This window comes from Zoogloea sp. 1C4, assembly GCF_009469605.1.
Taxonomy (GTDB): Bacteria; Pseudomonadota; Gammaproteobacteria; order Burkholderiales; family Rhodocyclaceae; genus Zoogloea; species Zoogloea oryzae.
This window is the reverse complement of the sequence record NZ_SSXU01000008.1, coordinates 117,444-134,486: the sequence shown is the minus strand read 5'-3', so window position 1 is coordinate 134,486 and position 17,043 is coordinate 117,444. Positions and strand designations below refer to the sequence as shown.

The window sequence follows — 17,043 nt, the reverse complement described above, 5'->3', positions numbered from 1 at the left end:
TTGCGTTCCCTTCCACAGCCCCGGTTTCCATGTCCTCTGCCCTTGTCTGGTTCCGTCGCGACCTGCGCGACTTCGACCACGCGGCGCTTTATCACGCGCTCAAGCGATTTCCGCGGGTCTTCTGCGTTTTTGTCTTCGATACCGAGATCCTCGACGCGTTGCCGAGGCGAGCCGACCGGCGGGTGGAGTTCATCCACGCCAGCGTCGTCGAGCTTGATGCCGCGCTGCGGGCGCGGGGCGGCGGGCTGATCGTCCGCCATGGGCCAGCGCGGGACGTGATCCCGGCGCTGGCGGCGTCGCTGGGCGCGACTGCGGTGCTGGCCAACGGAGATTACGAGCCCGCCGCCATCGCCCGCGACGAGGACGTGGCCGAGCGGCTGCGCGTGCAGGGCGTCGGCTTCGAGCGTTTCAAGGATCAGGTGATCTTCGAGAAGAGTGAGGTGCTCACCAAGAGCGCGACGCCGTTCTCGGTCTTCACGCCCTACAAGCGGGCCTGGCTGGCGGCGCTCACTGATTTTCACCTGAAGGCCTATCCGGTCGAAAAGTACGCGGCAAACCTGGCGCCGCTGCCGGCGGGCGAATCGATCCCGTCGCTCGCCGAGATGGGCTTCGAGCCGACCAACCTGCTGGAGGTCGGCATCACGCCGGGCATGGCGGGTGGGCGCAAGCTGATCGACGATTTCGTGCGCCGCATCGACCGCTACAAGGCGCGGCGGGATTTCCCGGCCAGCAAGGGCGTGTCTTATTTATCGGTGCATCTGCGCTTCGGCACGGTGTCGATCCGCGAGCTGGCCCGGCTCGCCCACGCCCGCGGCGGGGAGGGTGCCGACACCTGGCTCTCGGAGCTGATCTGGCGGGATTTCTACTTCCAGATCCTGTGGCACAACCCCCATGTGGTGGGCGCGAGCTTCCGGCCGGAGTACGACCGGGTGCGCTGGGATGACGCGCCCGAGCTCTTCGCCGCCTGGTGCGAGGCGCGTACCGGCTACCCGATCGTCGACGCGGCGATGCGCCAGATCGCCCACAGCGGCTACATGCACAACCGGCTGCGGATGGTGGTGGCGTCGTTTTTGACGAAGGATCTGGGCATCGACTGGCGGCTGGGCGAAAAGTACTTTGCCGACGAGCTCAACGATTTCGATCTGTCGGCCAACAACGGCGGCTGGCAGTGGGCGGCGTCCACCGGCTGTGATGCCCAGCCGTATTTCCGCATCTTCAACCCGGTCAATCAGTCCGAGAAGTTCGACCCGGACGGCAGCTTCATCCGGCGCTACCTGCCGGAGCTGGCCAAGGTGCCGGACAAGTTCATCCACGCGCCGTGGACCATGCCGCCCATCGACCAGAAGCTGGCCGGCTGCGAGATCGGCAAGGATTACCCGGCGCCCATCGTCGACCACGCCAAGGCGCGGGAGCGCACCCTGGCGCGCTTTGGCGTGGTGAAGTCGGCGGAGCCGCCGGCGGACTAACGCCGGGCGGTGGCGACCAGCACGGTGTAGTCGAGCACGTAGCCGTCGCCGTCCCGGTGGCTGGCGAGGTCGTCGGCTACCGCGGCGCGCAGCCTGGCCTGCATCGCATCTGGCAGGCGCGAGAGGGATTCTGCCGCGCCGCCGGCCAGATCGAGGAAGGCCTGCCAGTAATCGTCGGCGCTGTCAAAGCGGCAGGCGAAGGTGTGTGGCGTGATGCTCACGTCGCCAAAACCAGCCTTGCCCAGCAGCGTGGTGAGCACCTCGGGCTCGCCCAGCCGGAACACCGTCGGCCGCGCCACCTTGGGCGGCGGCAGCAGGCGGGCGATGCAATCCTGGGCGCGGGCGATGAGCGGCACGGCATCCCGCGGGCCCCACACCGATAGCGCGATGCGTCCGCCCGGGCGCAGCACCCGGTGAAGCTCGGCCAGTGCCTTGGCCGGATCGGGAAAGATGAACAGGCCCAGGCCGATCAGCGCCACATCCACGCTGGCATCGGCAAAAGCCAGGTGTTCGGCGTCGCAGGCGGCGGCGAGGAGATCGGGCAGGCCTTCGGCGGTGGCCCGCTGCTGACCTTCGGCGAGCATGTTCTCGGCGATGTCGCTGGCGAGCACCCAGCCGTCGGGGAGCACCCGGCGGGCGGCGTCGCGGGCCAGCAGGCCGGGGCCGGCGGCGAGATCCAGCACCTTTTCACCCGGAGCCAGACCGGCGGCTTCAAGCAGCGCGGCCTGCAGGCCGGCGCGCAGCGGGGCGCCGTCGGCGTAACGGGCGGCGATGCGGTTGAAGCCGCTGCGCTCCAGGGCCTTGAAGCGGCGGGCGTCGAAGTTGTCGGGCGTGGTCATGGTGTGGGCTGCAGTCCGGCGTAGGCCAGAATTAGGTCAAGATAGTTGTCCCATTGTGTAAAGCTGTGGTCGCCGCCTTCCAGCACCGTCTGCCGTGCGCCGGCATAGCGGGCCACCGCGTGGCGGTAGTCGAGCACCTCGTCGCCGGTCTCGACCATCAGCCAGTAGCGTTCGGGACGGGTGATGGCGGTTGGCTCGATGGCGCGCAATTGCTCCACGTGGTCGAGGGTGAAGTCGAAGGCCTCGCCGGTGTACATGTGGGTCTGGGTGCCGACGTAGGCGGACAGCGACAGGGGCGCCAGCACGGCGGGATTGACCAGCACGGCCTTGAGCCCGTGGCGCTCGGCGAGGCAGGTGGCGTAGTAGCCACCGAGGCTGCTGCCGACCAGCGTGGGCGGCGTGCTGGAGCGGGCGATCTGCGCTTCGGCAAGGGCCATGGCTTCGTGGGCCGAGACGGGCAGCTGCCCGCCCCAGAAGGCGTCGCCGATGCCGAGTTGATCCATGCGCGCCTTGAGACTGAGGGATTTCCAGCTTTGCGGGCCGGAGCGGAAGCCGTGGAGGTAGATGATCATTTGTGTTCGAAGCGGTCGTCGGGCCGCAGGCGGGCGGGGAAGTCGTCGGTGAGCCAGTGCCGGGCTGCGGCATCTCCGGCCAGGTGAGCGTGCCAGAAGGCGGTGCTGGCAGCGAGGATGTGGGGGCGGAAGGCGGCGGGTTCGCGGCGGATGCGGAACATCGCGCCTTCGGCTTCGCTGGCCTCGCCGGCGAAATCCAGGTGGTTGCCGCCCGCAAACACCAGCAGATACTTGCCGCCATCGGCGGGCATGTGGCGATAGGGCACTTCGCGGTTGGCGGCGGTGATGTCGGAGAGGCCCATGCCGTCGTCGCGGCTGCCGGTGATGCTGAGGAAAGGCAGGTGGATCTGGCCGAAGCGGTGGTCGAGGCTGGGGCCGGTATCGGCCTGACGGGCCGACGGGCTGAAGGCGAGCACGGCGCGGACGCGCGGGTCGAGCTGATGGGGCGGCTGGGTGGGACGCCGCTCGCCAGCCATCAGTTGCACCGTGACGGCGCCGAAGGAATGCCCCGCGAGGCCGATGGCGCTGGCGGCATTCACGGCGTCGGGCAGGCTGGCGTCGCGGCCGATGCGCTCGAGGACGAAACGGAAGTCATCCACCCGGTGGGTGAGCTCCTCCGGGTTCATCGCCGCCTTGAAGGCGCTGCGCAGCGACTGGGGCGAGTTGTTGCGGAGGATGGCGCTGTCGGAGCCCGGGTGCTGCATCGCCAGAACCAGGTAGCCGTCGCTGGCCCAGTGGCCGAGCCACGCGCTACCCCCTTCGCGGGAGCCACCGAGCCCGTGGGAGAAAAGGATCAGCCTGCGGGGTGCGGGCGTGTCGGGCAGGTAGAGCTTGATCGGCAGGGTGCGCGCCCGCCGGGTGTCGTGCAGGTCGGTGTGGCGGGTGGTGACCCGCCATGGGCCGACGGCTGCGGGGTCGATCAGTGGGCCGTCCATTCCACGAGGCCGAAATGCCAGGTGGTCAGCACGACGATGCCGAAGGCGATGCGATACCAGGCGAAGGGCACGAAGTCGTGGCTGGAGATGTAGCGCAGCAGCCAGCGCACGCACAGGAAGGCGGAGACGAAAGCCGAGATGAAGCCGACGATCCACATGCCCAGGTCGTCGGCGCTGAGAAGGGCGCGCTCCTTGTAGACCTGATACACCGTGGCGACGCCCAGGGTGGGGATGGCGAGGAAGAACGAGAACTCGGTGGCGGCCTTGCGGGACAGGCCGAACAGCATGCCGCCGATGATCGTCGAGCCCGAGCGGGAGGTGCCGGGGATCAGCGCGAAGGCCTGGGCGATGCCCATCTTCACGGCGTCCATCGGGCGCATTTCGTCCACCGTTTCGATCCGCACGCTGTGATTCTTGCGCTCGGCCCACAGGATGACGAAGGCGCCGACGATGAAGGCGGTGGCCACCGGGATCGGGGCGAACAGGTGGGCCTTGATGGCCTTGCCGAAGGCGAGGCCCAGCACGGCCAGGGGCAGGAAGGCGATGAACAGGTTGAGCACCAGCCGGTTGGCCTCACGCACGCGGCCAAGGCCGGCGAAGGTGGCGGCGAGGCGCGCGCGGTATTCCCACACCACCGCAAGGATCGCGCCCGACTGGATGACGATCTCGAACAGCTTGCCCCGGTCGTCGTTGAAGTTCAGCAGGTCGCCGGCGAGGATCAGGTGACCGGTGCTGGAGATCGGCAGGAATTCGGTCAGACCTTCGACCACGCCGAGGATCAGCGCCTTGAGGAGCAGGATGATGTCCATGGAACGATAGAGTTTTCGATGCTAAAAGAGTCGGCATTATAGCCGGCGAATATTTAAGCGCCGGTAGCGGGGTGTGTGAATCCGTCACGAACACCAGTTCAAGACGTGGCGTCCGGTGCCGATACATCCCGAGTAGCTATTCCAAATGTTCGCCCCTGATGCTGAAAAAAATTGCGGTAGCCCGGCTCCGGCCTGGCATGTTCATTCACGAGTTCTGCGGCGACTGGATGTCCCATCCATTCTGGCGCTCACGTTTCAGGCTCGACGGCGACGACGACTTGCGGCGTATCGTCGAGTCCGGCGTCCAGCATGTCTATATCGATACCGAACGGGGCCTGGACGACCAGGACGCGGTGCCCGTCGCCGAAGTGCGGGCGGCGGTCGAGCAGGAGATCGTCGCTGCGCTGGCGACGCCCGTCGATGTGCCGATGCGGGTTTCGGTCCACGAGGAAATCCAGCGCGCCCGCAAGGTGCACGACCAGGCCCATCGGGTGGTGCGCTCGATGATGAGCGATGTGCGGCTGGGCAAGGCGGTGTCGCTGGAGGATGCCGAGCCGGTCGTCGAGGCGATCACGGGTTCGGTGCTGCGTAACGGCGGTGCGCTGATGGGGCTCATCGGCATCAAGAACAAGGACGACTACACCTTTCTGCACTCGGTAAGCGTGTGCACGCTGATGATCGCCTTCGGGCGGTCGCTCGGGCTGGAGGGGGATGACCTGCGTCAGGGCGGGATCGGCGGGCTGCTCCACGACATCGGCAAGATGAAGGTGCCGGACGAGGTGCTCAACAAGCCGGGCCGGCTGACCGATGGGGAGTTCGAGCTCATCAAGCGCCACCCCGGCGACGGCCACGCCACGCTGCTGGAGACGCCGGGCATCGGCCCGGTGCCGCTGGACATCACCCGCCACCACCACGAGCGCCTGGATGGCAGCGGCTACCCCGATCGTCTGGCCGGCGATGCGATCTCGTCCATGTCGCGGATGGCGGCCATCGTGGATGTGTACGACGCCATCACCGCCGACCGTTGCTATCACAAGGGCATGCCGGCCGCCGAGGGCCTGCGCAAGATGTGGGAATGGAGCGCCGCGCACTTCGACCAGAAGCTGCTGCAGGCCTTCATGCGCTGCGTGGGGATCTACCCGGTGGGCAGCCTGGTGCGGCTGGAATCCGGGCGGCTCGGCGTGGTGATCGAGCAGAACGAATCCAACCTGCTTACGCCGCGACTGCGGGTGTTCTTCAGCACCCGCTCGAACGCTTACATCAAACCTGAGGTCGTGGACCTCTCGCGGCGGCTCGGCAGCGGCGGCGGTGACCGCATCGTGTCGGCCGAGGCGCCGGACCGCTGGGGCGTCGATCCGGCCCGCTTTCTGCTAGTGGCCTGATCAGCCGTGGCGCAGGCGGGCGTCGAGGCTGTCCACCACCGCGCTCCAGTCGGCATCTTCGGCCAGCTCGGCCCGCAGGAAGGCGGCTTGGGCGGGCGTCCAGAAATCCGCGTCGGCCAGACGCTTGTCGTGGGGAAGGGGCGCATGGGCCGTGATGAACGCGTCGATCGAGGCCGTGTCGTCGGGCAGACCGAGCTGGGCGAAGAGATTGGTCATGGTGTGGGTCTGGGATTCCATCTGGGGGCTCCTGGGTGGTGTTGCACTGGATCTGCCCGAAGGCGGCAGGGAAATGTCGGCCCGGGCCACGTGGTGTACCTTATGAACCCGGGTAAACTCTTTGTGGCCCCGGGGCCGCGATAAGTTTCCTTGCGCGGCACCCTGATCTGGCCGTTGCCCACTTGGCGCCAGTGCCTTTCTCGATATCTCATGACACTCAGTGATCTTGTTGCCCACTACGGCTATCTGGCGGTGGCGGTCGGGTGTGTGCTCGAAGGTGAAACCGTGCTGCTGATGGCGGGCTATGCCGCCCATCGCGGGATGCTCGACCTGCCGTGGGTGATGGCGGTCGCGCTGGCGTCGAGCTTTGCGGGCGATCAGTTCTGGTTCTGGCTGGGGCGGCGGCATGGGGCGACGCTGATCGATCGGTTTGCGTCGATCCGCCGGCTTGTGCCGCGCGTCCAGACGATGATCCGGGCCCATCAGGACGCGCTCGTGCTGGGCGTGCGCTTCATGGTCGGCGTGCGGGTTGCCGGCCCGGTGCTGATGGGCTGGAGCGGCGTGCCGACGTACCGTTTCCTTGCGCTCAATTTCCTGGGCGCCGGCATCTGGGCCGGTGCAGTCGGCGGAGCGGGCTATGCCTTTGGTGAGGTGCTCGAGCGGATGCTGCCGGCGTTCAAGGAGGTGGAGGAGGGGGTGCTCGTTGTGCTGGTGGCGGGTGGCCTGGTTGTCCACGCGCTGCGGATGTGGCGAAATCATCGTGGCTGAAACGCGCACATATCCTGTATATTAGAGAATTCTGATTTAAGGAGTCGCCCATGTTCCGTCGCTCGTTCGTCGTTGCCTCGACCCTCGCTGTCCTTGCTGGCGCCGTCCACGCCCAGGATCTGGACGTCCTGAAGGCCGATACCCGCAAGAACGCCTTGCCCGTGCTGCCCAAGGTGGTGGCGATGATGCAGGAAACCGTGGCCGAGAAAGGCGCCATCGAGGCCATCCCGGTCTGCAAGGAAAAGGCCCCGCTGCTCCTGAAGGAGCAATCCGCCAAGACCGGCTGGGACATGCGCCGCGTGAGCCTGCGCACCCGCAACCCCGAGCGTGGCACGCCGGACGTGTGGGAAGCCCGCCAGCTGGCCGATTTCAACATCCGCGCGGCCAATGGCGAAAAGATCGAAACCCTTGAAGCCGGCGAGATCGTCACCGAGAACGGCAAGCAGGTCTACCGCTACATTCGCGCGGTGCCCGTGGGCGATGTGTGCCTGAAGTGCCACGGCGCGCCCGACAAGATCGAGGCCAGCCTGAAGAGCCAGCTCGCGAAGAGCTACCCCCACGATACGGCCTTCGGCTACGAGAAGGGCCAGATCCGCGGCGGGCTGACGGTCAAGCGTCCGCTGTGAGCTGCCGCCGGTGGCTATGACCACGGCTTTCTTGTGGAATAATCCGCCCACCCCGTTCACCTCAACTTACAAAGGGAGTAGCCAGATGAAGATCAACAAACTGGTGTTTGCCGTTGTCGCCATGGGCCTTGCCGCGGGTGCCAGCGCCCAGATGAAGCCGGAAGACCAGATCAAGTACCGCAAGGCCGGCTACAGCTTCATGTCCTGGAACATGGGCAAGATCAAGGCCCAGACCATCGACAACCCGGGCAGCTTCAACAAGGATCAGGTGGCCGGCGCCGCCAACGCCATCGCCGCGATCGCCAACTCCGGCATGGGCGCGCTGTATGGCCCGGGCACCGACAAGGACGTGGGCAGCCAGAAGACCCGCGTGAAGCCGGAGTTCTTCCAGCAGCAGGACGAAGTGCGCAAGCTCGCCGTGGCCTTCGTCAAGGAAGCCAACGAGCTGCAGAAGGTTGCCGCCACCGGCGACGCCGCCGCGATCAAGGCCCAGTTCGGCAAGACCGGCGAATCCTGCAAGGCCTGTCACGACAAGTTCCGCAAGGACGAATGAGCGTTTTCCGCTAGCCGGAAAGCAGAAGGGGCAGCTTGCGGGCTGCCCCTTTTTACATCCGTCACCAGGCTGGCGCGGCCGCCGGCGCAGGCGGCGGAGGTGGCGGAGGTGGCTGCCAGACGCCACTGGCGAGCCACGCCGCGGCGCATCCCACGGCCAGCGCGAAGATCAGCGCGACGGGGCCGCCACCGGTTGGCTCGGTATCACGTTCGTGGGGGCCGACTTCCTTGCGGCCGGTGAGCATCGGCGCCACGAGCGATTCCTTCTTCACCCGCGTGTAGAACGCTATCGCCGCCAGATGCAGGGCCACCAGCAGGCCGACGAGCCAGAAGCCCTTGCGGTGCAGTCCGGTGATCCAGTCGCTGATTTCCTTGGAAACGAGGTTGTAGAGCGGCCCCTGGAAGGCGATGTCGTCGTTGCCGAACAAGCCGCCGGCGGTCTGCAGCCCGACCGCGCCGATCAGCCCCAGCACCGACAGGGCGCCGAGGGGATTGTGGCCCAGCCCGCGCCAGTCGCCGCGCAGGTAGGCGAGGATCGCGCCGGGGCCACGCACGAAGCTGGCGAAGCGCGAATGGGTCGAGCCCACCAGGCCCCAGGCGAGGCGAAAGCCGATGAGGCCGGCGATCAGGATGCCGAGCCGCCCGTGCCAGGTCATCAGGTTGCCGCCGATCTGGCCGCTGACCACCGCGGCGGCAACGGCCGCGGCCAGCAGCCAGTGGAAGATCCGCAGCGGCAGATCCCAGACGCGAACGCTTTTCATGAGGTGTTCTCCAAGCCATCAATTTTCCGAATTCTGACACGAGCCGCCCGAAGCGCGACCACGGCGGCGCCGGCTTACGTATCATTCGCGCGATGCATAACTTTCGGAGCACCTCCTTGAAGAACCTGTCCTGCCTTGCCCTGCTTGCCAGCCTTGCCGCGCCGGCCCATGCCTGCGGCCCCTATCACGACAGCTGGAGCGGCAGCGACAAGGCCGCCCATTTCGGCGTGTCGGCCGCCCTCGGCGTGGGCGCCTCGCGGCTCACCGACGACACCGCGACGGCCGTCGGCCTCGCCTTGATCCCCGGCCTTGCCAAGGAGCTCTACGACGCCGGACAGGACTGCAACCGCTTCTCGTGGAAGGACATGGGCTGGAACGCCGTGGGCGCCTACGTGGGCGTGCGCACCGGCAACTGGCTGCTCGGGCCCACCGGTGTGAGCTACATCAAGGCCTTCTGAACCGATGCGCATCCTGCTGGTTGAGGACGACCGTCTGCTGGGCGACGGCGTGAAGGCCGGCCTGTGCGGGGCCGGCTTCGCCGTCGACTGGGTGCGGGACGGCGAGGCGGCGCTGGCAGCCGTGGCCGCGGAGAGCTTCGCCGCCATCGTGCTCGATCTGGGCCTGCCGCGGCGCGATGGCCTGTCGGTGCTGTCGGCCCTGCGTGGCGCGGGCAATGCGGTGCCGGTGCTGGTGCTCACCGCCCGGGATCAGGTGGCCGACAAGGTGCGTTGCCTCGATCTGGGTGCCGATGATTACGTCGTCAAACCCTTCGATCTGGACGAGCTGGCCGCCCGCCTGCGGGCGCTGGCGCGTCGCGCCCGGGGCCGGGCCGAGGCCAGCCTGCGCCACGGCGAGGTGGTGCTCGATCCGGCGGCGCGCAGCGTCACGCTGAGGGGCGAGCCGGTGGTGCTTACCGGCCGGGAGTTCGATCTCCTCCAGATGCTCCTCGAGGCCGCCGGCCGGGTGCTCACCCGCCGGGGGCTCGACGAGCAGCTTTACGCCTGGGGCGAGGCGGTGGGCAGCAACGCGCTGGAGGTGCACATCCATCACCTGCGCAAGAAGCTCGGCGCCGACCTGATCCGCACCGTGCGCGGGGTGGGCTACATGGTGGATGAGGCGCCGCGGTGAGCGCGCCCCGGGCGGTGTATTCCCTGCGCCGGCGCCTGGTGGCGCTGCTGATCGGCGTGCTGGCGCTGTTCTGGGGGCTGACGGCGATGCTGGCCTTTCGCACCGCCCATGCCGAGGCCGATTCGTTGTTCGACGCCCAGATGGTGCAGGTGGCCGAAACCCTGCTTGCCATCGTCGCCACAGGCAACCCGCTGGTGGCCGGCGAGATGGCCGAGCACCAGCACGCCTACCAGCTGCCGGTGGCTTTCCAGGCCTGGAAGCGGGACGACGGCGGCGCCTGGCAGCTGCTGGTGCGCTCGTCGGAGATGCCGTTCGAGCCGGTGGCCTCCGCGCCGGGTTTCGACGAGCACGATCTGGAAGGCGAACTGTGGCGCTTCTTCACCATCGATCACGACCACAGCGGTTACCGGGTGATCGTCGGCCAGAACCACGGCGCCCGTTACCGGCTGGCGGGCACCTTCGCGCTGCATCTGCTGCTGTCGATCTGCATCGGCCTGCCGCTGATGGCGCTGGGTATGTGGGCGGTGGTCGGGCGGGCGCTGCGGCCGGTGAGCGCCACCGCCAAAGCCGTGGGCGGGCTGGACCCGCGGCGGCTGGCGCCGGTGCAGGTGCCGGGCCCGCTGCCGGCGGAGATTGCGCCACTGGTCACGTCCATCGACGCCCTGGTGGGGCGGGTCAGCGAGGTGCTCGACAACGAGCGGCGCTTTACCGCCGATGCCGCCCACGAGCTGCGCACGCCGCTGGCCGCGCTGAAGATCCAGGCCCAGGTGGCCGCCCGGGCCGGTGATGAGGCGACCCGCAAGCACGCGCTGGAACAGGTGGCCACGGGCGTGGACCGGATGAGCCATCTGGTCGAGCAGCTGCTCACGCTGGCCCGGCTCGATCCGGACGCGGGGCGGGGGGCGATGGATCGCTTCGATCTGGCTGAACTCGCCGAAGGCGTGTGCTCGGTGCTCACGCCCCAGGCCCTGCGTCGTGGCCAGACCCTGGCGCTGGAGGCGCCGGCATCCTTCGCGCTCAGTGGCAATCGCTGGTGGCTGGAGGTGCTGCTGCGCAATCTGGTGGATAACGCCCTGCGTTACTCGCCCGAAGGTGGCAGGGTGGTGGTGTTGCTGGACGCGACCGCGCGCAGCCTGCAGGTGGCCGACGACGGACCGGGCATTCCGCCGGCCGAGCGGGCGCAGATGCTCACCCGTTTCGCCAGGGGTCCGGCGGTCGAGGCTGAAGGCTGCGGGCTGGGCCTGTCCATCGTCGGCCGGATTGCGGAGATCACCGGCGCCACGCTGGCCTTCGAAGATGGTCTGAGCCGGGCCGACGGCGGGGCGGGGCTCGCGGTCGTGGTGCGCTTTGCGCCCGAGACCACGGGTTAGAATGCGCGGGTCATCCTTTCTGCCGACTGCCTCGCCATGAGCGAAACCGATCTCTCCCGTCTGCGCATCGACCGTCAGGCCTCTCGACCGCCCCGGCGGCGCCTCAGCAAGCGCTGGCTGCTGGGCGGGCTCGCCATCGTGCTGGCGGGTGGGCTGGCGGTGTTCGGGCGGATGAACGCGCCGGTTGCCGTCGAGACCGTGACTGTGGGTGAAGCCTGGCCCTACCAGGGCGTGACGCTGCTCAACGCCACCGGCTACGTGGTGGCCCAGCGCAAGGCGGCGGTGGGTTCCAAGGCTACCGGTCGGCTCGAATGGTTGGGGGTGCGGGAAGGCTCGGTGGTGAAGGCCGGCGAACTCATCGCCCGGCTTGAACAGCGCGACGTGACCGCCCAGCTGCAGCAGGCCGACGCCAATGTGGGGGTGGCCCGGGCCAACATCGGGCAGGCGCGGGCGGAACTCGGCGATGCCGAGCTGGCCCTGGGGCGGGCGCGGGATCTCAAGGCGCGCAACTTCATTGCCCAGGCCCAGGTGGATCAGGCCGAGGCGCGGGCGCTCAAGGCCCGGGCGGCGCTGGGTTCGGCCCAGGCGGCCGAGCGGGCGGCCGAAGCCGGCCGGCTGGCGGCCAGCGTGGCGGTGGGGCAGACCGAGATCCGTGCGCCTTTCGATGGGGTGGTGCTGGTCAAGAACGCCAACGTGGGCGATCTGATCACCAATCTCTCGGCCGCCGCCGACAGTAAGGGCGCGGTGGTGAGCATGGCCGACATGAGCACGCTGGAGGTCGAGGCCGACGTGTCGGAATCCAACATCGCCCGCATCAAACCTGGCCAGCCTTGCGAGATCCAGCTCGACGCTTTTCCCGAGCTGCGTTTCCGGGGCGAGGTGTCGCGGCTGGTGCCCACCGTCGATCGGACCAAGGCCAGCGTGATGACCAAGATCCGCTTCCTCGACCCCGATCCGCGGGTGTTGCCGGAGATGAGCGCCAAGGTGGCGTTTCTGGCCGAGGCGCTGTCGCCCGAGCAGCGCAAGGCACGCACCGCGGTGCACGGCGAGGCGGTCGTCCAGGCCGATGGCGTTGCGGCGGTTTTCCGGGTGGCGGATGGCGTGGCCACCCGCGTCGCCGTGAAGACCGGCGCGAAGATCGGCGATCTGGTCGAGGTGAGCGGGGTGAAGCCGGGCGAGCGGCTGGTGCTGCGCCCGCCGGCGTCGCTGCGGGATGGCGCGGCGGTGAGCGCCGGCAAATGAGCGTTTCACCTGATCCGCTGGTGCGCCTGCGCGACGTGCACAAGCGCTATCGCCGGGGCAACCAGCTGGTGCCTGTGCTGGCCGGGATCAGCTTCGACATCGCGGCGGGGGAGTTCCTGGCCCTGATGGGGCCATCCGGCTCGGGCAAGAGCACGCTGCTCAACCTGATCGCCGGCATCGACCGGGCGGACGGTGGCGAGCTGATCGTGGCCGGCGAGGACATCACGCGCCTCGACGAGGCCGATCTGGCCGACTGGCGGGCGAAGAATATCGGCTTCATCTTCCAGTTCTACAACCTGATGCCGGTGCTCGATGCCCGCGAAAACGTGGAGCTGCCGCTGCTCCTGACCGGCCTCAGCGGCCGCGAGCGGCGTGCCCGGGCCGAATTTGCGCTGGAGATGGTGGGCCTGGCCGACCGGATGGATCACACGCCCAACGAGCTTTCAGGCGGTCAGCAGCAGCGGGTTGCGATTGCCCGGGCGCTCGTATCGGACCCGACCTTGATCGTCGCCGACGAGCCCACGGGGGATCTGGATCGCGATTCGGCCAACGACGTGCTGAAGCTCCTGCAACGTCTCAACGACGAGGTCGGCAAGACCATCGTGATGGTGACCCACGACCAGCGGGCGGCCGAGGCCGCCCACGCGATCATGCACCTGGAGAAAGGCGAGCTGTCGGCACGCGAGGTCGTCCGTCCGCGATGAGTGGCTGCGCCGGCGTAAATAACAAAAACCCCGTCGTGCCGGAGCAGGACGGGGCTCTTGCTGGCCGGGGCCAGGAGGTGTCAGGTGCTCATGCCGCCGGAGATGTAGCCAGCCAGCTGGTCGATGGTGGCCTGCTGCTGCTCCATCACCGACTTGACCGCGTCGCCGATGCTGATGAGGCCGACGAGCTTGCCGTGGTCGACCACCGGCAGGTGGCGGACGTGGTTCTTGGTCATGATGCCCATGCAGTCGTCGATGGTGTGGGAGGGCGAGACGGTGAGGACGTTCGCGGTCATCAGATCGCCGACCCGGGTGTCCTTCGAGGCGAGGCCCTTGAGCACCACCTTGCGGGCGTAATCGCGCTCGGTGAAGATCCCGGCGAGGCGCTCGCCTTCCATGACCAGCACGGCGCTGATGTTGCGCTCGGCCATCAGTTGCAGGGCCTGCAGCACGGTGGTGTCAGGGGTGACGGCGTAGCTCGCGTTGCCTTTGGTCTGGAGAATTTGTTGAACCGTTGCAGCCATTGTCTGAGTCCCTCCTCGTTATTGGTTTCCAGGCGCAGGACGGCGCTGCGTCGCCGCCCGTTGAAAGTGTATAGCTTGGGGGCTGGATCGCAAGAGCGCAATAGGGCGTCCGGGTTTTCATGCAATCTGATGTCAGGCCGCCGGCATGTCGGGTAGCTTTTTCAGGCTGATCTTCCGCAACGCCTGGCGGCATCGGCTGCGCTCCGGGCTGACGGTGCTGGGCATGGTGGTGGCGATCCTCGCCTTCGGCCTGCTTGGCACGGTGGTGGACGCGTGGTACGCGGGGGCGGAAGGGGCCGCCGCCAATCGGCTGATCACCCGCAGCTCGATCTCGTTGGTGTTTCCGCTGCCGCTCACCTACAAGGACAAGATCCGCGCTGTGGACGGCGTGCGCGACCTGAGCTGGGCGAACTGGTTTGGCGGCATCTACAAGGAGCCGAAGAACTTCTTTGCCCAGTTTGCGGTGGATGGGGAGAGCTATTTCCGGCTGTACCCGGAGTTCGTGGTGCCCGAGGCGCAGATGCGGGATTTTCTGCGCGATCGCAAGGGCTGCATCGTCGGGCGCAAGCTGGCCGACACCTACGGTTTCAAGGTGGGCGACACGCTCACGCTGAAGGGTACGATCTACGCCGGCAACTGGGATTTCGTGGTGCGCGGCATCTACGACGGCGCGAAGAAGGGCACCGATCAATCCCAGATGTTCCTCCATTGGGCCTACCTCAACGAGGTGGTCAAGGCGAAGATGCCCGGCCGGGCCAACAACGTGGGGGTGTTCATCGCCGAAGTGACCGGCGCCGACCAGGTGGCGGCGGTGTCCCGCGCCATCGACGCGGAGTTCGTCAATTCCCGCGCCGAGACGCTCACCGAGACCGAGAAGGCCTTTCAGCTGGGTTTTGTGGCGATGACCGAGGCCATCGTGGTGGCGATCCGCATCGTGTCGTATCTGGTGATCTTCATCATCATGGCGGTGATGGCCAACACCATGGCGATGACCGCCCGGGAGCGCACCGCCGAGTACGCCACCCTGAAGGCGCTGGGGTTCTCGCCGGGCTTTGTGGCGGCGATGATCTGCGGCGAGAGCCTGATGCTGGCGGGCGCCGGCGGGCTGATCGGGATCGGGCTGACCTTCCCGGTGGCCACGGCCTTTGCGGCAAAGATGGGCACGCTGTTTCCCGTCTTCAACGTCTCCGAGGCCACCGTGCTGCTCCAGGCCGGCTGTGCGCTCACGGTGGGCGTGGTGGCTGCGCTGCTGCCCATGCGCCGGGTCGCCCGACTGGCGATCGTGGACGGCTTGAGGGCGGTGGCATGAAGGTGATCCCGTTCTCCTACAGCCTGCGCAACCTGTGGGCGCGGCGGCTCACCACAGCGCTGACGGCCGGCGGCATGGCGCTGGTGGTGTTCGTCTTCGCCGCGGTGCTGATGCTCGATCAGGGCCTCAAGGAAACGCTGGTGGAAACCGGCCAGCCGGACAACGTGGTGGTGATCCGCAAGGGGTCGGAGACTGAAGTCCAGAGCGTGATCGAGCGCGGCCAGGCGGCGCTGATCGAGAGCCTGCCGCAGATCGCCCGCGGCGGCGGTGGCGTGCCGCTGGTGTCGAAGGAGACGGTGGTGCTCATCACGCTGGCCAAGCGCGATTCGGAGAAGCCGGCCAACGTCATCATCCGCGGCGTGGGGCAAGCAGGGGTGATGCTGCGGCCGCAGCTGCAGATCGTCGAGGGTCGGATGTTTGCGCCGGGCTCCAACGAGATCATCGTGGGCAGCAGCATCGCGGCGCGCTTCCGGGGCATGGGCCTGGGCGACCCGGTGCGTTTTGGTGGGCGCGACTGGCGGGTGGTGGGCGTCTTCGATGCGGGAAAGAGCGGCTTCGATTCCGAGATCTGGGGCGACGCCGACCAGCTGCTGCAGACCTTCCGCCGCAATGCGTTCTCGTCGGTGGTGTTCCGGCTGGTGGATGCGTCGGCGTTTGCCGATGCCCGGCGGACGCTGGAGGACGACCCGCGGCTGACCCTCGAAGCCAAGCTGGAGCGAACCTTCTACGCCGACCAGTCGGCGATGCTGGCGAACTTCATCAACATTCTGGGGCTCACCCTGTCGGTGATCTTCTCGATTGGGGCGGTGATCGGCGCGGCGATCACCATGTACGCGGCGGTGGCCAGCCGCACCGGCGAGATCGGCACCCTGCGGGCGCTGGGCTTTCGTAAATCGAGCGTGCTGCTCGCCTTCATGGCCGAAAGCCTGCTGTTGTCGCTGCTGGGCGGGCTCGCGGGCCTGGCGGCGGCGTCGCTGATGCAGGTGTTCACCATCTCGACGATGAACTGGCAGTCGTTTTCGGAGCTGGCCTTCAGCTTCCGGCTGACCTTGCCCATCGCCGTCAAGACGCTGCTCTTCGCCCTTGGCATGGGGCTGGTGGGTGGTTTCATGCCGGCGGCGCGGGCGGCCCGGATGAACATCGTCAGCGCGCTGCGGGAGTCCTGATCCGCGCTGCGGATGCGTAGATGAGAATGTGACCGATTTCTCAGTCGCGTGATCTTCACCCCTTGCCGTTGGGATGTCCTCGGGGGAGCGTGAAGTAATCGGCAACGGCGGCCTCGGACGCCTTCTAACCTTTGAGCGTAAGAACTCATTTGTAGGAGGCTCATCATGGACACCACGCTGATCACGTGCACCGGGCTGCTGGTGCTGATGCTGGCCGCCTGGCAGTTTGTGCGCTCCCGTTCGGGGGCAGACAAATCGATTCCAACCGAGTGGATGGTCTCGATCGGCCGCATCGCCAACGACCAGGCGCTCGGTCATCACCGGGATGCCCGTCGCGGCGCGCTGCAGGTCATCCATGCCCTCAAACGGTCGCCTGCGGGCTCGCCTGTCGCGCACCATGTGCGCATCCGGCTGGCCGGGCTCTTGGCGAAGGATCCGGTCTATCCCGAAGTCGTCCATGCGATCCGCACGGCCTGCGTCGTCGAGCCGGCGGTGAGCGAGCTGGCGCTGTGCGTGCGCCTGCGGCACTTCCTGATCGAGGATATTCGCCAGTGCGAAGAGCTGGCCGAGAATTTCGGGCAGATCCGGCGGCGGGAAACCGGCGCCGAGGCGCTGCTGATCGCGCGATTCCATCACGCAGCCTGAGGCGTCGGTGGATAGCAGTCGGGGCCGGT

The 17,043-nt window shown here is 67.6% G+C and carries 20 protein-coding genes; 13 read left to right on the top strand and 7 right to left on the bottom strand.

The genetic code is table 11. The features are described 5' to 3' along the window. Nucleotides 1–29: 29 nt before the first annotated feature. Complete coding sequence (locus tag GH681_RS12150; protein ID WP_153161746.1) at nucleotides 30–1,466, top strand: deoxyribodipyrimidine photo-lyase; 1,437 nt, start codon at nucleotides 30–32, stop codon at nucleotides 1,464–1,466. Here the strand turns inward: GH681_RS12150 and GH681_RS12145 are convergent. The 4 genes from GH681_RS12145 to GH681_RS12130 are packed head-to-tail and all read right to left on the bottom strand — an operon-like array spanning nucleotide 1,463 to nucleotide 4,621. Beyond that, nucleotides 1,463–2,305, bottom strand: a complete 843-nt coding sequence (locus GH681_RS12145) for a class I SAM-dependent methyltransferase (RefSeq protein WP_153161745.1) — start codon at nucleotides 2,303–2,305, stop codon at nucleotides 1,463–1,465. The two genes, GH681_RS12150 and GH681_RS12145, sit on opposite strands and share 4 nt — an antisense overlap. Beyond that, nucleotides 2,302–2,877, bottom strand: a complete 576-nt coding sequence (locus GH681_RS12140; protein ID WP_153161744.1) for a YqiA/YcfP family alpha/beta fold hydrolase — start codon at nucleotides 2,875–2,877, stop codon at nucleotides 2,302–2,304. The genes GH681_RS12145 and GH681_RS12140 overlap by 4 nt, the downstream gene beginning before the upstream one ends. Beyond that, nucleotides 2,874–3,812: a dienelactone hydrolase gene (locus GH681_RS12135; RefSeq protein WP_153161743.1), complete on the bottom strand. Its 939-nt coding sequence runs from the start codon at nucleotides 3,810–3,812 to the stop codon at nucleotides 2,874–2,876. The genes GH681_RS12140 and GH681_RS12135 overlap by 4 nt, the downstream gene beginning before the upstream one ends. Beyond that, entirely contained in the window at nucleotides 3,797–4,621 is an 825-nt protein-coding gene (locus GH681_RS12130) for an undecaprenyl-diphosphate phosphatase (RefSeq protein WP_153161742.1), read from the bottom strand. The genes GH681_RS12135 and GH681_RS12130 overlap by 16 nt, the downstream gene beginning before the upstream one ends. A 158-nt stretch (nucleotides 4,622–4,779) precedes the next feature. On the opposite strand from GH681_RS12130, the gene GH681_RS12125 reads away from it, so the two are divergent. Then, a complete protein-coding gene (locus GH681_RS12125; protein WP_153161741.1) occupies nucleotides 4,780–6,003 on the top strand; it encodes an HD-GYP domain-containing protein in 1,224 nt (407 codons plus the stop codon). Here GH681_RS12125 and GH681_RS12120 read toward each other — a convergent pair whose 3' ends face one another. Next, a complete protein-coding gene (locus GH681_RS12120; protein WP_153161740.1) occupies nucleotides 6,004–6,240 on the bottom strand; it encodes a DUF2789 domain-containing protein in 237 nt (78 codons plus the stop codon). Between the two features lie 189 nt (nucleotides 6,241–6,429). On the opposite strand from GH681_RS12120, the gene GH681_RS12115 reads away from it, so the two are divergent. The 3 genes from GH681_RS12115 to GH681_RS12105 all read left to right on the top strand — a co-directional run bounded on the left by GH681_RS12115 (nucleotide 6,430) and on the right by GH681_RS12105 (nucleotide 8,166). Then, nucleotides 6,430–6,987, top strand: a complete 558-nt coding sequence (locus GH681_RS12115; protein WP_153161739.1) for a DedA family protein — start codon at nucleotides 6,430–6,432, stop codon at nucleotides 6,985–6,987. Between the two features lie 50 nt (nucleotides 6,988–7,037). Further along, nucleotides 7,038–7,613: a DUF3365 domain-containing protein gene (locus GH681_RS12110; protein ID WP_153161738.1), complete on the top strand. Its 576-nt coding sequence runs from the start codon at nucleotides 7,038–7,040 to the stop codon at nucleotides 7,611–7,613. Between the two features lie 85 nt (nucleotides 7,614–7,698). Then, nucleotides 7,699–8,166 carry a cytochrome c gene (locus GH681_RS12105; protein WP_153161737.1) on the top strand — a complete coding sequence of 156 codons (468 nt, stop codon included), beginning with the start codon at nucleotides 7,699–7,701 and terminating at the stop codon, nucleotides 8,164–8,166. Between the two features lie 61 nt (nucleotides 8,167–8,227). On the opposite strand, the gene GH681_RS12100 is transcribed toward GH681_RS12105, so the two are convergent. Then, entirely contained in the window at nucleotides 8,228–8,926 is a 699-nt protein-coding gene (locus GH681_RS12100; RefSeq protein WP_153161736.1) for a cytochrome b/b6 domain-containing protein, read from the bottom strand. A gap of 116 nt (nucleotides 8,927–9,042) precedes the next feature. On the opposite strand from GH681_RS12100, the gene GH681_RS12095 reads away from it, so the two are divergent. From GH681_RS12095 to GH681_RS12075, 5 genes are read left to right on the top strand one after another with little or no spacing between them, the layout of a single operon-like run. Further along, nucleotides 9,043–9,384 (top strand): hypothetical protein, encoded by a 342-nt coding sequence (locus tag GH681_RS12095; protein ID WP_153161735.1) that lies wholly within the window; start codon nucleotides 9,043–9,045, stop codon nucleotides 9,382–9,384. A 4-nt stretch (nucleotides 9,385–9,388) separates the two neighbouring features. Then, on the top strand, nucleotides 9,389–10,054 hold the full coding sequence (locus GH681_RS12090; protein WP_153161734.1) for a response regulator: 666 nt from the start codon (nucleotides 9,389–9,391) through the stop codon (nucleotides 10,052–10,054). Continuing rightward, entirely contained in the window at nucleotides 10,051–11,424 is a 1,374-nt protein-coding gene (locus tag GH681_RS12085) for an ATP-binding protein (RefSeq protein WP_153161733.1), read from the top strand. The genes GH681_RS12090 and GH681_RS12085 overlap by 4 nt, the downstream gene beginning before the upstream one ends. A 36-nt stretch (nucleotides 11,425–11,460) precedes the next feature. Further along, nucleotides 11,461–12,666, top strand: a complete 1,206-nt coding sequence (locus GH681_RS12080) for an efflux RND transporter periplasmic adaptor subunit (RefSeq protein ID WP_153161732.1) — start codon at nucleotides 11,461–11,463, stop codon at nucleotides 12,664–12,666. Beyond that, nucleotides 12,663–13,370 (top strand): ABC transporter ATP-binding protein, encoded by a 708-nt coding sequence (locus GH681_RS12075; protein WP_153161731.1) that lies wholly within the window; start codon nucleotides 12,663–12,665, stop codon nucleotides 13,368–13,370. Before GH681_RS12080 ends, GH681_RS12075 begins: the two co-directional genes overlap by 4 nt. 80 nt (nucleotides 13,371–13,450) lie before the next feature. Here the strand turns inward: GH681_RS12075 and GH681_RS12070 are convergent, their stop codons facing one another. Continuing rightward, nucleotides 13,451–13,894, bottom strand: coding sequence for a CBS domain-containing protein (locus GH681_RS12070; protein ID WP_153161730.1), 444 nt, complete (start codon nucleotides 13,892–13,894; stop codon nucleotides 13,451–13,453). Between the two features lie 145 nt (nucleotides 13,895–14,039). Here GH681_RS12070 and GH681_RS12065 point away from each other — a divergent pair, with 145 nt between their 5' ends. From GH681_RS12065 to GH681_RS12055, 3 genes are all read left to right on the top strand, one after another. Then, on the top strand, nucleotides 14,040–15,203 hold the full coding sequence (locus tag GH681_RS12065) for an FtsX-like permease family protein (protein WP_153161729.1): 1,164 nt from the start codon (nucleotides 14,040–14,042) through the stop codon (nucleotides 15,201–15,203). After that, nucleotides 15,200–16,369, top strand: coding sequence for an ABC transporter permease (locus GH681_RS12060; protein WP_153161728.1), 1,170 nt, complete (start codon nucleotides 15,200–15,202; stop codon nucleotides 16,367–16,369). The genes GH681_RS12065 and GH681_RS12060 overlap by 4 nt, the downstream gene beginning before the upstream one ends. 165 nt (nucleotides 16,370–16,534) lie before the next feature. Beyond that, a complete protein-coding gene (locus GH681_RS12055) occupies nucleotides 16,535–17,014 on the top strand; it encodes a hypothetical protein (protein ID WP_153161727.1) in 480 nt (159 codons plus the stop codon). Nucleotides 17,015–17,043 lie beyond the last annotated feature (29 nt).

Coding starts and splice junctions, on each gene's coding strand:
- GH681_RS12135 (WP_153161743.1), bottom strand. CDS start 3,812: ATGGACGGCCCACTGATCGACCCCGCAGCCGTCGGCCCATGGCGGGTC.
- GH681_RS12110 (WP_153161738.1), top strand. CDS start 7,038: ATGTTCCGTCGCTCGTTCGTCGTTGCCTCGACCCTCGCTGTCCTTGCT.
- GH681_RS12100 (WP_153161736.1), bottom strand. CDS start 8,926: ATGAAAAGCGTTCGCGTCTGGGATCTGCCGCTGCGGATCTTCCACTGG.
- GH681_RS12115 (WP_153161739.1), top strand. CDS start 6,430: ATGACACTCAGTGATCTTGTTGCCCACTACGGCTATCTGGCGGTGGCG.
- GH681_RS12075 (WP_153161731.1), top strand. CDS start 12,663: ATGAGCGTTTCACCTGATCCGCTGGTGCGCCTGCGCGACGTGCACAAG.
- GH681_RS12120 (WP_153161740.1), bottom strand. CDS start 6,240: ATGGAATCCCAGACCCACACCATGACCAATCTCTTCGCCCAGCTCGGT.
- GH681_RS12090 (WP_153161734.1), top strand. CDS start 9,389: ATGCGCATCCTGCTGGTTGAGGACGACCGTCTGCTGGGCGACGGCGTG.
- GH681_RS12150 (WP_153161746.1), top strand. CDS start 30: ATGTCCTCTGCCCTTGTCTGGTTCCGTCGCGACCTGCGCGACTTCGAC.
- GH681_RS12130 (WP_153161742.1), bottom strand. CDS start 4,621: ATGGACATCATCCTGCTCCTCAAGGCGCTGATCCTCGGCGTGGTCGAA.
- GH681_RS12125 (WP_153161741.1), top strand. CDS start 4,780: ATGCTGAAAAAAATTGCGGTAGCCCGGCTCCGGCCTGGCATGTTCATT.
- GH681_RS12060 (WP_153161728.1), top strand. CDS start 15,200: ATGAAGGTGATCCCGTTCTCCTACAGCCTGCGCAACCTGTGGGCGCGG.
- GH681_RS12065 (WP_153161729.1), top strand. CDS start 14,040: ATGTCGGGTAGCTTTTTCAGGCTGATCTTCCGCAACGCCTGGCGGCAT.
- GH681_RS12140 (WP_153161744.1), bottom strand. CDS start 2,877: ATGATCATCTACCTCCACGGCTTCCGCTCCGGCCCGCAAAGCTGGAAA.
- GH681_RS12105 (WP_153161737.1), top strand. CDS start 7,699: ATGAAGATCAACAAACTGGTGTTTGCCGTTGTCGCCATGGGCCTTGCC.
- GH681_RS12070 (WP_153161730.1), bottom strand. CDS start 13,894: ATGGCTGCAACGGTTCAACAAATTCTCCAGACCAAAGGCAACGCGAGC.
- GH681_RS12080 (WP_153161732.1), top strand. CDS start 11,461: ATGAGCGAAACCGATCTCTCCCGTCTGCGCATCGACCGTCAGGCCTCT.
- GH681_RS12145 (WP_153161745.1), bottom strand. CDS start 2,305: ATGACCACGCCCGACAACTTCGACGCCCGCCGCTTCAAGGCCCTGGAG.
- GH681_RS12055 (WP_153161727.1), top strand. CDS start 16,535: ATGGACACCACGCTGATCACGTGCACCGGGCTGCTGGTGCTGATGCTG.